The following is a 14,441-nucleotide window of genomic DNA, read 5'->3' on the forward strand; positions in this document are numbered from 1 at the left end:
TCCGGCTGCAGCAGGTTCGGCCTCCTGGCGTTGACACGGCGATCTTCCGCGGGGTCCAATCCGCGACATCATGACAACGTTGTCTGATTCGAGGAACGTTCGTCGTGCCACCATGACCGACGTGGCGCGGCTGGCCGGCGTGAGCGTCAAAACGGTCTCCCGCGTCGTCAACGCCGAGGCCGGCGTGCACCCGGTGACCGCGCAGCGCGTGCTGTCGGCGATCGACCAGCTCGGTTTCCGCCGCAACGTCAGCGCCCGAAACCTGCGCCGCGGCACCGGAACCGGAACGCTCGGCCTGGTCCTGGAAGACCTGGCCAACCCCTTCTACTCAGTGCTGACCCGCGCGGTGGAGGAAGTCGCCCGCGTCCAGGGCAAGCAGGTGCTCACCGGTTCCTCCGACGAGGACCCCACCCGCGAGCGGGAGCTGGTCCTGGAGTTCTGCTCGCGGCGCGTCGACGGGCTCGTCGTCGTTCCCGCAGGTCACCAGCACGGCTACATCGCGCACGAGATCAACGCCGGAACACCGGTGGTGTTCGTCGACCGGCCACCGGGCAACCTCGACGCCGATGCGGTGCTCATCGACAACGCCGGCGGCACCGCGCAGGCGGCGCGGCACCTCGCCGACCACGGGCACCGCCGCATCGCGTTCCTCGGGGACTCCCCCGACATCCACACCGCGGCTGAGCGGCTGCGCGGGTTCCGGGAAGGCTGTGCCCAGGCCGGTGTTCCCTTCGACGCAGGCCTGGTCGTGATGGGCCCGCACGACGACACCACCGTCGCCGAGGCCCTGTCCGGGCCGCTGCGCGACGCCACCGCGCTGGTCACCGGCAACAACCGGATCACCGTGCACGCGCTGCGGGCGCTGGCCGGACGGCCGGGCCGCCCGGCGCTGGTCGGCTTCGACGACTTCGAGCTGGCCGACCTGCTGGATCCACCGATCACCGTGGTCACCCACGACACCTGGGCGTTGGGCAAGTCCGCGGCCGAGTTGCTGTTCGCACGGCTGGACGGCGACGCCTCGCCGCCCGGTCGCGTGGTCGTCCCGACCAGGCTGCTGGTCCGAGGCTCTGGAGAGGTAGTGCGTTGAGTTCCGTCCACAGCTCACCTCCCGCGCGGGTCACGGCCCTGCCGGCGAACCAGCCCCGGCAGTTCTACCGGGGTGGCGCGTCGATCGCCGCGCTGCGCGGCGGTGGTCACGACAGCGAGTTCGGCCCCGAGGACTGGGTCGCCTCCACCACGGCCCGCTTCGGGCACGACGAGTCCGGGCTCTCCCGCCTGCCCGACGGGAGGCTGCTGCGCGACGCCGTCAGCGCCGACCCGCGGGCCTGGCTGGGAGCCGAGCACACCTCGACCTTCGGCGACAGCACCGCGCTGCTGGTGAAGCTGCTCGACGCCGGGCAGCGGCTGCCGGTGCACTGCCACCCCGACAACGGTTTCGCCCAGCAGCACCTGGGTTCGCGCTTCGGCAAGACCGAGGCGTGGATCGTGGTGGGAACCAGCGGTCCGAACCCCGTGGTGCACCTGGGTTTCCGGGACGACGTGTCACCGGAGACCGTCGCCGCGTGGGTGCGCACCCAGGACTCCACGGCGATGCTGGCCTCGCTGAACGAGATCCCGGTCAAACCGGGCGACACGGTGCACGTGCCCGCGGGCACACCGCACGCCATCGGCGCCGGGGTGTTCATCGTCGAGCTGCAGCAACCCACCGACTTCTCGATCACCTTGGAATGGCGGGGATTCCTGTCCGACGCCGAGAGCGCGTTCCTCGGCCTGGAGACCGCCACCGCCCTGGAAACCGTCAACCGCACCCGGTTCGACGACGCCCTCCTGTCGTCGTTGATCAAGCGCACCGGCGATGCGGGTGAAGGACGCGTTCCGCTGCTGGCCGACGACGCCGCACCGTTCTTCCGCGCGGACCGCCTGCACGGATCGGCCGAACTGGACCCGTCCTTCGGGGTGCTGATCGTCCTCGACGGCAGCGGCGAACTGCACTGCGCGGAAGGTTCCCCTCTGCAGCTCAGCCCGGGCACCACCGCCGTCGTGCCGCACGCCGCGGGGGCGACCCGACTCGAAGGCGACCTCACCACCGTGCTGTGCAGACCTCCGTCAGCTGGGAGCCACGCATGACCGAACCCCTTCTCGAAGCACGCGACCTCGTCAAGCGCTACGGCAGCGTGGAGGCGCTGCGCGGAGCGTCCTTCACCGTGCACCCCGGTGAAGTGGTGGCGCTCATCGGCGACAACGGTGCGGGCAAGTCGACCCTGGTGAAGTGCCTGTCCGGGGTGGAACAGCCCGACTCGGGCCAGATCCTGGTCGACGGCGAACCGGTGTCGCTGGACTCCCCGACCGCCGCCCGCGGTCACGGGATCGAAACCGCCTACCAGGACCTGGCCGTGGCGCCGGACCTGGATCCGGCCGCGAACCTGTTCCTCGGCCGCGAGATCTGCAAACCGGGTTTGCTCGGCAAGCTCGGGATGCTGGACAAGGCGAAGATGCGCGCCGAAGCCACCGAGCAGTTCGCCAAGTTCGGGGTGTCGCTGCAGGACCTGTCGGTGCCGATCGGCTCCCTCTCCGGCGGCCAGCGCCAGAGCGTCGCGGTGGCGCGCTCGGTGGCGTGGGCGAGCCGGTTGGTGTTCCTCGACGAACCCACCGCCGCGCTGGGTGTGGTGCAGCGCGAACGCGTCCTCGACGTGGTCCGCCGCGTCCGCGACACCGGCATGGCCGTCGTGCTGATCAGCCACAACATGCCCGAGGTGCTCTCGGTCGCCGACCGCGTCGAGGTGCTGCGCCTGGGCAGCCGCGTCGCCCGGTTCAAGGCCGCCGAAGCCCAGTTGGAGGACCTGGTCGGTGCGATGACCGGGGCCCTGGCCCAGGAGGACGCGAGCTGATGCCCACTCCGCAGAAGACCTCCGCCGAGACCCCGGTGCAGCAGACGCCGGACGACAAGGCCGCGAGCCTTCGCTCGCGGCTGGCCGGCTCCAACACGGTGTGGACCGGTCTGGTGCTGGTGGCGTTGTGCGTGCTGTTCGGCGCGCTGCGCCCGGACGCGTTCCTGACCCTGTTCAACGTGCAGAACCTGCTGGTGCAGGCCGCTCCGCTGCTGATGCTCGCGGTCGGCATGACCTTCGTGATCATCACCTCCGGGATCGACCTGTCGGTGGGGTCGGTGCTGGTGTTCGCCGGGGTCGTCTCGGCCATGACAATGGAAGCGCTCAGCGGCGGTGACGCCACCGGCGCCGGATGGGGCGTGATCGCCGTCGGCCTGATCGTGTCGCTGCTCGGCGGCGCGGTGTGGGGTCTGCTCAACGGCCTGCTGGTGGCGGTGGCGCGGGTGCCCGCGCTGATCGTCACGCTCGGCTCGTTCGGCGCGGCGCTGGGTGCTGCGCAGCTGCTGACCAACGGCGTCGACGTGCGCACGGTCCCCTCGGTGCTGCGCACCACGCTGGGCACCGGAACGTCGTTCGGGGTGGTGCCGAACCTGGTGATCCTGGCCGCGATCATCACGCTGCTGGCGTGGTGGCTGCTGCACACCACGGTTTTCGGCCGCTACACCTACGCGATCGGGTCCAACGCCGAGGCCGCGCGGCGCAGCGGCATCAAGGTGACCCGCCACCTCGTGGTGGTCTACGCGCTGACCGGTGTGCTGGCGGGTCTGGCCGGGTTCATGTCGTTGGCCTACTTCGGCACGACCACGATCAGCGGTCACAGCAACGACAACCTCAACTCGATCGCCGCGGTGGTGCTCGGCGGGACCAGCCTGTTCGGCGGCATCGGGTCGATTCTCGGCAGCGTCATCGGCATCTTCATCCCGGCGGTGCTCGACGCCGGGTTCGTGATGGCCGGTGTTCGCCCGTTCTGGCAGCCGATCGCCGTCGGGGCGGTCCTGGTCGCCGCGGTCTACCTGGACCAGCGGCGGCGTCGAGCCCGCAACAGCCGGTGAGAACCCCAGCTCGTTGACAAACCGATTCCTTGGAACCGAAGCCTTTTTCAACACAGAGTCGTGTGGAGGTCGTTTCGATGAGAACGCACAAGGGACTGCTGGCGCTGGGCGCTGCGGCACTGCTGCTGGCCGGCTGCGGTTCCGGGCAGATCGGTGATTCGGGCGGGCAGACCGACCCGAACAACAAGAACCTGGCCCTGATCACCGGGCAGCGAGGGGAACCGTTCTACGTCTCCGTCGAGTGCGCCGCGCAGCAGGAGGCCGCGGCGCAGGGCTACCAGCTCAACGCGCAGGCGCCGGAGAAGTTCGAGCAGGCCGAGCAGTCGCAGATCCTCGGCGGCATCGTCAGCAGCAAGCCGGGCGCGGTGATCATCGCTCCGACCGACGACAAGGCGTTGGCGGCTCCGCTGCAGCAGGCGAAGGGCAACGGCATCCAGGTCGTGGAGGTCGACACCGCGCTGGAGGACCGGTCCGTCGCGGTCACCTCGCTGTCCTCGGACAACTACGCCGGTGGGCAGCTGGCGGCGCAGACGCTGGTGCAGCTGCTGGGCGGCAAGGGCGGTTCGGTCCTGGCGCTCAACACCAAGGCCGGCACTTCCACCACCGACGAGCGCGCCAAGGGTTTCGAGGACGAGATCCGCAAGCACCCGAACCTGAAGCTGCTGCCCACCCAGTACACCGAGAACGAGCCGGCGACCGCCGCGCAGATCGTGTCCTCGACCCTGGCGGCCAACCCGGACCTGGTGGGCGTGTTCGGCACGAACCTCAACACCGGTGAGGGCGCGGGCACGGCGCTGTCGAACGCGGGCAAATCCGGCCAGGTGCAGCTGGTGGGCTTCGACGCCAGCCCCAAGCAGGTCGACGACCTGCGCAACGGTCGGGTGCAGGCCCTCATCGCGCAGAACCCCGGCAAGATCGGCCAGGAGGGCGTCAAGCGCGCCATCTCGGCGATCAAGGGTCAGCCGGTGGAGCGGGAGACCAAGACGGAGATGATCTCCATCACCCGCGAGAACATGGACCAGCAGGCCCAGTACTTCTACAAGTCGCAGTGCTGATCCCGATCGGTTGATCGGGAGGTGCCCGTCTCGCCGCGGTGAGGCGGGCACCTTCGTCCCGCGGGCCGGGCGGGCGCGAGCACGGGAACCTTCCTGTCACACCTGCGTGTCGTCGCAGCTCGCGGTTACCGTGGGGGCATGGCCGCAATCGGTGAGATGTTCCCCGGTCGCAAGCTCAAGCACGAGGGCGATCAGGACGGCGTGTCCCGGAAGCACGATCCCGGGGGTCCGCTGGACCTGGACAAGGGCGTGGTGTTCCTCGCACCGCGCGAACCCGCCGCGAAGCAGGACCAGGAGCAGGACGACCGCAGGCAGGACTGACCTCCGCTGCTCGGACTCCGCGTGGCAGTCACAGACTGGTCGCGGATCCGGTGGATCACGCACTGCGTCCGATCGCCTCCGCTACTGTGCCACGGGCAGTTGACGCAATTCGCTCGAAAGAGTCCTCGGTCGTCACTGCCCGTTGACCGTGTGGAACGCGTGGTGCGCGCGTGATCGAAGCAAGGGGGATGCCGTGCAGCCGAACAACCTGTCCGGGAGCGCCGCTCTCGAACAGACCGAGGCGGTCGAGGACGGCACCGCGCTGATCGGAAGCCTCACCCCCGCCGGCGCCGGGAACATCAGCCCCGCGCAGAAGCAGGCCATCGCACGCAAGATCGGCCAGGACTGGCAGCGGATCAGCTCCGCGGTCGCCGAGCTGTTCGCCACCGGCGTCCCCAGCAACGACCCCCGCACCCAGCAGGTCGTGCACGACCACTACCAGTGGCTCGGCCACTTCTGGACCCCCGACCGCGCCTCGTACCTGCGGCTGGCCGAGATGTACGTCAACCAGCCGAAGTTCCGGCACCGCATCGAACGCCGCAAGCCCAAGGGCATGGCCGCCTACCTCCGAGACGCCATGACCACCTACGCCTGGGCGCGCCTGCGCTGATCCCGCCGGGCCGCAGCGTGACAGGAAGGTTCCCCTGCACCGGTCACGCTGATCGCGAGGTTCCCCCGATCCGGATCCGGGACGGCGCTCACGGCCGTGCCTTGCGGGCCGTTGTCGGTCCGTTCGAGTTCAATGAACCCCATGAGGTGGGTGCTGCACATGGACATGGACGCGTTCTTCGCGTCCGTGGAGCAGCTCACCCGGCCCACCGTGCGGGGACGTCCGGTGCTGGTGGGCGGGCTCGGGCCGCGGGGCACCGTCGCCGGCGCCAGCTACGAGGCCCGCGAGTACGGGGCGAAGTCGGCGATGCCGATGGGCGAGGCGCGCCGCCGCTGCCCGATCGCGGTGGTGCTGCCGCCGCGCTTCCGCGTCTACCAAGCGGTGAGCCGGCACGTGCTGGAGATCGTGCGGGAGGTCTCCGACGTGGTGCAGCAGGTGTCGGTCGACGAGGCGTTCCTCGAACCCACCGAGCTTTCCGGGGCCTCGACCCGGCAGGTCGAGGAATTCGCGGCCGCGCTGCGCGCCCGCGTGCAGCGGGAGGTCGGGGTGGTGGCCTCGATCGGCGCGGGCCCCGGCAAGCAGCTGGCGAAGATCGCGTCCGGACTGGCCAAACCCGACGGCATGCTGGTGGTGCCGCCCGAGGAGCAGCTGGAACTGCTGTGGGCGCTGCCGGTGCGCAAGATGTGGGGCATCGGTCCGGTCACCGAGTCCAAGCTGCACCGCATCGGCGTCAGCACCATCGGTGAGCTCGCCGCGCTGCACCCGCAGGACGTGACCTCGCTCCTCGGGCAGGCGGTCGGCGGTGAGCTGCACCGCCTGGCCCAGGGCATCGACGACCACCCGGTGGCCGAGCGCGCCGAGGCGAAGCAGGTCAGCGCGGAAACGACCTTCGACACCGACATCACCGACCGCGCAACGCTGCTCGCCGAGGTGATGGGGCAGGCCGAGAACGCGCACCGGCGGCTGGTGTCGTCCGGGCGCGCCGCGCGCACGGTGACGCTGAAGGTGCGCGACTCGGACTTCACCACGATCAGCCGGGCCGAGACGTTCTCCTCCGCGACCAGCGAACTCCACACCCTCTCGACCGCGGCACGCCGCCTCCTGCCGATCGCCGTGCCACCGGGCACGCCCGTGCGGCTGGTGGGCGTCTCGTACTCGGGTCTGGCGACCTCCGAGCAGGAGTCGTTGTTCGACCACCCCGCCGATCCGGACGACGCCGCGCAGCCGGAGGCCGAAGCGCCCGACCCGGTCGAGACCCCGGAGCCCGCGACGCGGCAGTGGCGGGCCGGTGACGACGTCCACCACGCCGAACGCGGTCACGGCTGGGTGCAGGGCGCCGGGCACGGCCGGGTCACGGTCCGCTTCGAGACCGCGGCCACCGGCCGGGGCGTGGCGCGGACTTTCTCGGTCGACGACCCGCAGCTGGTCACCGCCGACCCGATCGACAGCCTGGGGCTCAGCCCTGCGGCGGACGAGGCAGGTGACGCCGGTACTGGCCGACCCACTTCTGCGGAGCGATGTCCTTGATCGCGGCTTCGAGGTCCTTCGGGAGCCTGCTGAACGGCGGCAGGTGGAAGCGGTAGCGGTCCGGCGGCAGCCCCTGCACGGTCGGCGGCTCCTCGACCCACCAGCGGTCGAGCTCGGGGTGCCGTTCGGCGAAGCCCGCGTCGGCCGGGTAGATCTCCAGCGCACGACGGCGCTCCGGGTTCACCGGGCGCTTGTTCTCCACCCACGGCAGCGCTCCGATGCCCACGGCCTGGATCTCGCGCCAGTCGACGCCGACGACCTCGCCCATGGTGCGCGCGTAGAAGCCGCTGCGGTCGATCAGGAAGCCGCGTCCGCGCAGCATGCCGCGCGAGCCCATCACGAACCACAGGAAAGCGACGCCGAAGACCAGCTGCCAGAACCACATGCCCGCGGTGCTGCCGTTGTTGACCAGCGTCGCCGCGATCAGCACGGTGCCCAGGCCGCTGATGCCGCCGCCGATGAGCAGCGAGCGGAAACCCGCGGCGCTGACGTCGACGTCGTGGGCGTCGGCACCGAGCAGCGTGGGCGCCCCGGCCGGCGGGCGGTGCGGCTCCGCCGCCGGGCGCCCCGAGGTGTAGCGAGCGGTGCCGCGCGGGATCGTGCGCGTCGGCTCGCTCCAGTCAGCTCGTTGCCATCCGCCTGGAAGCCATCTCATGCGTTCCAGGGTAGCCACGAAACAGACAGTTGATCATGGAGGTGGGCAAATCCCCGGGTCCCTCTCAGGGACTAACCGGGGAAACCCGGATCAGGCGGACGGGACGTTCAGCAGCAGCGCGTCACCCTGGCCACCGCCGCCGCACAGCGCGGCGGCACCCGTGCCGCCCCCGCGCCGCTTGAGCTCGAGAGCCAGGTGCAGGGCCAGCCGGGCACCGGACATGCCGATCGGATGCCCCAGCGCGATCGCGCCGCCGTTGACGTTGACCTTGTCCTCGTCGATGCCCAGCTGGCGGGTCGAGACGATGCCGACCGCCGCGAAAGCCTCGTTGATCTCCACGAGGTCCAGGTCACCGGCCTCGACCCCGGCCTTGCGGCAGGCCTTGGCGATGGCGTTGGACGGCTGCTCGTGCAGGCTCGCGTCCGGTCCGGCGACCACGCCGTGCGCGCCGATCTCGGCCAGGTAGTCCAGACCCAGCTCCTGCGCCTTGGCCTTGCTCATCACCACGACGGCGGCGGCGCCGTCGGAGATCTGCGAGGCCGAGCCCGCGGTGATCGTGCCGTCGGCGGCGAAGGCCGGGCGAAGCTTGGCGAGGGTCTCGGTGGTGGTGTTGCCGCGCACGCCCTCGTCGGTGTCGAACACCACCGGGTCACCCTTGCGCTGCGGGATCTCGACCGGGGTGATCTCCTCGGCGAACGCTCCGGAGGCGATCGCTGCCGCCGCGCGCTGGTGGGAACGGGCGGAGAACGCGTCCTGCTCCTCGCGGGTCAGCCCGTGGCGCGAGTTGTGCTTCTCCGTCGAAACACCCATCGCGACCTGGTCGAACGCGCAGAACAGACCGTCGTGGGCCATGTGGTCGAGCATCGTGGTGTCGCCGTACTTGAAGCCCTCGCGGGACCCGGTGAGCAGGTGCGGCGCCTGGGTCATCGACTCCTGGCCACCGGCCACGACGATGTCGAACTCACCGGCGCGCACGAGCTGGTCGGCCAGCGCGATCGCGTCGAGCCCGGACAGGCAGACCTTGTTGATGGTCAGCGCGGGCACGTCCATCGGGATGCCGGCGGCCACGGCTGCCTGGCGGGCCGGGATCTGACCGGCTCCGGCGGTCAGCACCTGGCCCATGATCGTGTACTCGACCTGCTCGGGCGCGACACCGGCGCGCTCCAGCGCGGCCTTGATCGCGACCCCGCCCAGCTGCGCACCGGAGAAGTCCTTGAGCGAACCGAGCAGTCGTCCCATCGGGGTCCGCGCGCCCGCAACGATCACAGAACCACTCACGACTGCCTCCCGGTCATCGTCGACACAACACGTTCTCGGCTTCGCACCCATCATCACCCGCGAACGCCCTGGGGACCATACCCGCGAACCGCGCGGGCACCGCCTGTGACGACCGCCATAAGCGCGGTGGGCAGGTGAGCGAAAGGTTCCCGTCCTGCGGTTTCGCCGGGACCGGGGTGACAGGAAGGTTCCCATGCTCACACCGGCCCCGGGCCCCGCGGCGGCTCGGGAGGAACGGGCTCAGCAGTTGCCGGTTCCGGTCGTGGTGTCGCACAGCGACGACTCCTCCGCCCAGGAGAGCTCGCTGCGCGCGTCCACGCCCAGTTCCCGGGAGGCGGACACGTCGGTGTCGGCGCCGGAGTCGCCCTTGAGCCAGTAGCGGACCTCGTAGTCGACGCCGTCCTCGGTGTAGGTGAAGGCGTAGAAGGGGGCGGGCACCGGGGCGGGCCCGTAGTCGGGGGAGGTCCAGGCGTCCTCGCCCTGGGCTTCGGCCGGGTCGACGTAGAGGCAGTCGTACTCGGAGCCTTCGAAGGTGCAGGTGCGCATCTCGGCGCCGCCGTAGCGGTCGACTCCGTCGTCCTTGGTGACGCCGTCGGAGCTGAGCCGCTGGTAGACGTCCTCGCAGGCGCCGGAGTCGCAGGCGTGCCAGTCACCCCAGGCGGCGGCGCGCGCCTGGGCTTCGCTGTTGCCGGCGTTGATCGCCGAGCAGTACTTGCCGACCATGCGGGGAGCCATCGCGGCGGCCGCGCTGGAGCTGTCGATGGCGGTGGCGGCCGTTTCCTTCGCACCGAGCCCCGCGGAGTCGAGCTGCCAGATTCCGACTCCGGGGTTGAAGAACAGTCCTTCGGCCCGCTGCTCGGGGTCGGCCAGCGAGGCCTGGTCGTCGTAGCGGGACAGCGTCATCGGCGATGGGGACGCCCCGGACGGGGACACTTCCGGCCAGGTCGTGGACAGCGTCAGGTAGGTGGCGGCGGTGGTGCTGATGCTGCAGTCTGCCTCCCCCGCCGCGGTGGCGGCCGCGGTCTCGACCGCCTCGTACGGCTCGGCACCGAAGTGCAGCGGTGCGAGGGGAACGACCCAGCCGCGATCGCGGCTCATCTGCTCGGCGCGCGGGTTGGGCCCACCACCGCCGCTGATGGTCCCGTCATCGCCGGCCGCGTGAGCGAGGGGAGCCGTTGTCGCGGCGGCGATGCCGAAGGCGAGGACTACCCCGGCGAGTCTGCGTTTCCGTTGCGTCTTGACCACTTCAACCCCTTCCACGTGAATGGTCCACATGCTCGCCTCTGGATCAGAGCACCCGACTCCGCCTGTTGGGGCAATCCGATCTTCGGATTTCGCCGCTTTTCCCACGGTTTCCGCGACGGTTACGCTGCGACCCATGCGAGCGGAACTGAACGACCTGGTCACGGCAATCGATCACGTGGGCATCGCGGTCCCCGACCTCGACGAGGCCATCGCGTTCCAGCGCGACACCTTCGGCCTGGAGGTGGCGCACTCCGAGGAGAACGAGGAGCAGGGCGTCCGCGAAGCGATGCTGCGCGCCCCGGGCGATGTCACCGGTGCGACCCAGATCCAGCTGCTCGCACCGCTGCGCGAGGACTCCACGATCGCCAAGTTCCTCGACAAGAACGGCCCCGGCCTGCAGCAGCTGGCCTACCGGGTCACCGACGTCGAGGCCGCGATGGCCGCGCTGAAGGCCAAGGGCCTGCGCCTCCTCTACGACGCACCCCGCCGCGGCACCGCGGACAGCCGCATCAACTTCGTCCACCCCAAGGACGCCGGCGGAGTTCTCGTCGAACTCGTCGAACCGGCCGCCACCGGCCGCTGATCTCCGAACGCGGACGGCGGGTCCGAAGAGGACCCGCCGCCGTCACGTCTCCTCCCCGTCACGTCGTGAGCCCCATCTACGCCGGGACGAGGAGGATTCGTCGTTCCGCGAGGCTTTCGACCGCGTCCCGGGTGTAGGCGAGTGGGAAGTAGGTTCCCTTGCGCCAGCGCTCGGCGAGGTCCCGGTAGTGCGGGTCGGACGGGTTGCCGGATTGGCCCGGTGTGTTCACCGCGACCGAGCGGTCCCAGTCGCCGACGTCGAGGACCATCCGGAACGACGGACCGTTGGTCTGGCGGAAATCCTTGACGCGGTATGCGGACTGGTTCACCGTCGCCGACGAACCGCCGCGCGGGAACGGGCCGACGTCGAAGCGGGCGCGCTGGAGCTCGCTGAAAGCGCCCGAGGCGGGGTGCGCGAAGTAGCTGTGGTGCAGTCGTCCCCACCGCCACGTGGTCTCGGCGTGGCCCAAGCGCTCGCGCACCTCGGCGTAGGCGGTGCGCAGGGTGTCCAGCAGCAGCCGGTCGCGGGCCGCGGCGTCGGGCAGCCAGCGTCCCGGCCTCTCCAGCTCGGCGAGCATGACGAGGTCGTCGACGGCCTCGATGTGCGCGGCGGCCTTCGGGACCGCGGCGCGCGCGAAACCCGGCCCCAGGTGCTTGGACCTCCACACCTCGAACAGGGCCGCCGCCGCGGAATCCGCCCCCAGCACCGCGTCCCAGTCGCGCAGCAGCCGCAGCGCGCGGCGCAGATCCGCCTCGCCGCTGTCCACACCGGACAGCAGCGCCTGGATCCGGCGGGCGGGCAGCGACAACTGGTCGTTCTGCAGCAGTTCCGAGTCCCGGACCGCGTGCCGGCGCTGGCCGGAGAGGACCTCCACGATCCGCTGGTGGCGGAACGGGTTGGTCCACTCGTAGCCGAGCCCCAGGTTCTGATGCCCGGCGGGCAGGTTGAACTGGTTGGCGGTCGCGATGAACCCCTCATCCGGGTTGAGCACCCGCGGCAGGTCGTCGCCCGAGTGGAAACCGTCCCACTCGTAGCGACCGTCGCCGGGAACCGGCAGCAGCCCGTCGTAGCCGACGCGCTTGGGCGCCAGACCACCCGGGACCCAACCGATGTTTCCCGCCACGTCGGCGTAGACCTGGTTCTCGGTGGGCGCGCCCCAGTTGCGCATGGCGCGGGTGAACTCGGTGAAGTTCCGCGCCCGCATGTAGGCGATGCTGCCGAAGTAGGGCGACATGCCCGGTTCCAGCCACGCGGTGCGCACCGCGTAGGCGAGGTTGCGCTGCCGGTCGACGCGGATGACCGGACCGTGCCGGGTGAAGGCCAGTTCCACCTCGCGATCGGCTTCGCCGCGCACCCGGACCGGTTCGCGCAGCACCGTCATCGACTCCCAGCCCGAGCCGTAGCGGTAGCGGGTCGCGTCGGCCGGGTCGAGCTCGTAGACGTAGAGGTCCTCCTGATCCATCGGGAAGATCGTGAGCCCGAAGGCGATCGTGCCGTTGTGGCCGATGGAGATGCCGGGCAGCGCGGGCTCCCCCGCGCCGATCACGTCCAGCCCCGGCGCGGACAGGTGCGCGATGTAGCGCAACGAAGGCGTCGAGTAGGCGCGGTGCGGGTCGTTGGCCAGCACGGGACGTCCGGTCGCGGTGCGCTCGCCGCCGACGACCCAGTTGTTGCTGCCCTCGCTGGTGGCGTCGCGGGGGACGCGGCGAACGGAACCTTCCCGGAACTCGACGTCCTGGGTGGCCAGTTCGAACACGTCCAGCACGTCGTCGGGCAACGCGCAGGGGTCGAACCCGTCCGGGACGACGGTGCGGTGCTCGGGCTGCAGGCCCTGGCGGACGAGGTCGGCCTCCACGCCCGCCGCGCAGACCACGCGGGAGCGCTCGACCTCGCTCTCCAGGTTGCGGGTGAGACCGTGGCTGCGGATGCGCACCACATCGGCCGGTTCCCAGCGCGCGGGCCGGTAGCCGAGGACGCCGAACTCCTCGGGGATCCGCTCGGGGTGCTCGTCGAGCCAGTCGAGGAAGGCGTTGATGCCCCGGGTGAACCGGGTGGCGACGAGCCGGGCGTCGTCGGAGTAGCGCGCCCACTCGGCGTCCATGTCGCCGCGGTAGAGGAACAGCCTGGTCGCGCGGTCCTGCTCGACGTAGTCGGCGCCGAGCACCTCGGCGAGCCGGCCCAGGCCGCGCCGGCGCCACAGGTCGATCTGGAAGAGACGTTCCCTCGCCGCGTTGAAGCCCTGCGCGAGGAACAGGTCCTCCTCGCTGCGGGCGTAGAGGTGCGGAACGCCGTAGCGGTCCTCGATGAGCTCGACCGGCTCGGCCAGCCCGGTCACGGGGTAGGACGCCGGGTCGGGCGTCGCGTCACCGACCGAGGTCATCGCACCCGCCCCGGCGATGCCGAATCCGGTCGCGATGAGTCCTTGCCGACGGGAAAAGCGAACGCGCCCAATGCCCACCCCAACCTCCCGCAGTGATCACCTGCCGGAATGTCTAGTGCCGCGAACGTCCGGCCACAAGGGCGAGACCGCGTCAGGCGGGCTCGACCGCAGCGCCGAGTTCGAGGGCCTTGGCGATGAACCCGATCTCGCGGTCCAGCTCGTCGTCCTCGGTGCGGTGGCGGGCGACCGAGTGCCGGTGGTTGATCACCCGGGCGAGCAGCATGGCGGCCGCCTCGATGTCGCAGCCCGCCAGCCCGCGCGGCATGGCCAGCTCGATGACCCGGCGGATCTGCTCGACGACGACGCCGAAGCGCTGCTGCATGGCTCGGCGCACCGCGTCGTGGGTGTCGGCTTCCCGCCACAGCAGGTGGCTGAGCAGCATCGACGACTCCAGGCGGGCGTCGAGCTCGCTCACCAGCCGCCGGAGGCTGCCCGCGACGTCGCCGCGCACGACGAGGGCGTCGGACTCCACCTCTTCGTCGGGCAGCCGTTCCACGAGCGCGGCCAGCAGGTCCTGCTTGCGGCGGAAGTAGTAGTGGATGAGTCCCTTGGGGACCTCGGCGCGCTCGGCGATGCGGGAGGTCGGGGTCGCGTTGAAACCGTGCTCGGCGAACAGCTCACCGGCCGCGGTGAGGATGCGCTCGCGGGTGCTCGCACCGCGATCGTCGTCGGGGTCCGAAGTGGACGGGCGTCGACGGGCTCGTTCGCCCACCTCGTTCGACATGTGCGCCCGACCTCCTCCTGGCGGGTTGAACGCGAAAGCGCGGCCCGGAGGTTACCGCCGGGC

The 14,441-nt window shown here is 70.7% G+C and carries 14 protein-coding genes; 9 read left to right on the top strand and 5 right to left on the bottom strand.

All coding sequences use genetic code 11. From position 1 onward, the window contains the following. Positions 1 to 112: 112 nt before the first annotated feature. The 8 genes from QFW96_RS08580 (at position 113) to QFW96_RS08615 (ending at position 7,453) form a co-directional block, all read left to right on the top strand. Positions 113 to 1,087, top strand: a complete 975-nt coding sequence (locus QFW96_RS08580) for a LacI family DNA-binding transcriptional regulator (protein ID WP_281455178.1) — start codon at positions 113 to 115, stop codon at positions 1,085 to 1,087. Beyond that, positions 1,084 to 2,127, top strand: coding sequence for a class I mannose-6-phosphate isomerase (locus QFW96_RS08585; protein WP_281455010.1), 1,044 nt, complete (start codon positions 1,084 to 1,086; stop codon positions 2,125 to 2,127). Before QFW96_RS08580 ends, QFW96_RS08585 begins: the two co-directional genes overlap by 4 nt. Further along, on the top strand, positions 2,124 to 2,888 hold the full coding sequence (locus tag QFW96_RS08590) for an ATP-binding cassette domain-containing protein (RefSeq protein WP_281455011.1): 765 nt from the start codon (positions 2,124 to 2,126) through the stop codon (positions 2,886 to 2,888). Before QFW96_RS08585 ends, QFW96_RS08590 begins: the two co-directional genes overlap by 4 nt. Further along, the gene (locus QFW96_RS08595; RefSeq protein ID WP_281455012.1) at positions 2,888 to 3,940 is read left to right on the top strand and encodes an ABC transporter permease; all 1,053 of its coding nucleotides are present in this window, start codon (positions 2,888 to 2,890) and stop codon (positions 3,938 to 3,940) included. Before QFW96_RS08590 ends, QFW96_RS08595 begins: the two co-directional genes overlap by 1 nt. A gap of 77 nt (positions 3,941 to 4,017) precedes the next feature. Then, on the top strand, positions 4,018 to 4,995 hold the full coding sequence (locus QFW96_RS08600; protein WP_281455013.1) for an ABC transporter substrate-binding protein: 978 nt from the start codon (positions 4,018 to 4,020) through the stop codon (positions 4,993 to 4,995). Between the two features lie 138 nt (positions 4,996 to 5,133). Continuing rightward, on the top strand, positions 5,134 to 5,316 hold the full coding sequence (locus QFW96_RS08605) for a hypothetical protein (RefSeq protein ID WP_281455014.1): 183 nt from the start codon (positions 5,134 to 5,136) through the stop codon (positions 5,314 to 5,316). Between the two features lie 193 nt (positions 5,317 to 5,509). Continuing rightward, a complete protein-coding gene (locus tag QFW96_RS08610) occupies positions 5,510 to 5,926 on the top strand; it encodes a TipAS antibiotic-recognition domain-containing protein (protein WP_281455015.1) in 417 nt (138 codons plus the stop codon). A gap of 141 nt (positions 5,927 to 6,067) precedes the next feature. Then, entirely contained in the window at positions 6,068 to 7,453 is a 1,386-nt protein-coding gene (locus tag QFW96_RS08615) for a DNA polymerase IV (protein ID WP_281455016.1), read from the top strand. On the opposite strand, the gene QFW96_RS08620 is transcribed toward QFW96_RS08615, so the two are convergent. The 3 genes from QFW96_RS08620 to QFW96_RS08630 form a co-directional block, all read right to left on the bottom strand. Beyond that, positions 7,383 to 8,108 (bottom strand): hypothetical protein, encoded by a 726-nt coding sequence (locus QFW96_RS08620; RefSeq protein WP_281455017.1) that lies wholly within the window; start codon positions 8,106 to 8,108, stop codon positions 7,383 to 7,385. The two genes, QFW96_RS08615 and QFW96_RS08620, sit on opposite strands and share 71 nt — an antisense overlap. A 90-nt stretch (positions 8,109 to 8,198) precedes the next feature. Then, on the bottom strand, positions 8,199 to 9,386 hold the full coding sequence (locus QFW96_RS08625) for an acetyl-CoA C-acetyltransferase (protein WP_281455018.1): 1,188 nt from the start codon (positions 9,384 to 9,386) through the stop codon (positions 8,199 to 8,201). Between the two features lie 240 nt (positions 9,387 to 9,626). After that, positions 9,627 to 10,631, bottom strand: a complete 1,005-nt coding sequence (locus QFW96_RS08630; RefSeq protein ID WP_281455019.1) for a hypothetical protein — start codon at positions 10,629 to 10,631, stop codon at positions 9,627 to 9,629. Between the two features lie 133 nt (positions 10,632 to 10,764). Here QFW96_RS08630 and mce point away from each other — a divergent pair, with 133 nt between their 5' ends. After that, positions 10,765 to 11,214 (top strand): methylmalonyl-CoA epimerase, encoded by a 450-nt coding sequence (gene mce, locus QFW96_RS08635; protein WP_281455020.1) that lies wholly within the window; start codon positions 10,765 to 10,767, stop codon positions 11,212 to 11,214. A 76-nt stretch (positions 11,215 to 11,290) separates the two neighbouring features. Here mce and QFW96_RS08640 read toward each other — a convergent pair whose 3' ends face one another. Together QFW96_RS08640 and QFW96_RS08645 are read right to left on the bottom strand one after the other, a co-directional pair. Continuing rightward, positions 11,291 to 13,594 (bottom strand): penicillin acylase family protein, encoded by a 2,304-nt coding sequence (locus QFW96_RS08640; protein ID WP_281455021.1) that lies wholly within the window; start codon positions 13,592 to 13,594, stop codon positions 11,291 to 11,293. Positions 13,595 to 13,745: 151 nt separating this feature from the next. Beyond that, positions 13,746 to 14,378 (bottom strand): TetR/AcrR family transcriptional regulator, encoded by a 633-nt coding sequence (locus QFW96_RS08645; RefSeq protein ID WP_281455022.1) that lies wholly within the window; start codon positions 14,376 to 14,378, stop codon positions 13,746 to 13,748. Between the last annotated feature and the right edge of the window lie 63 nt (positions 14,379 to 14,441).

Source organism: Saccharopolyspora ipomoeae (genome assembly GCF_029952525.1).
Classification (GTDB): Bacteria; Actinomycetota; Actinomycetes; order Mycobacteriales; family Pseudonocardiaceae; genus Saccharopolyspora; species Saccharopolyspora ipomoeae.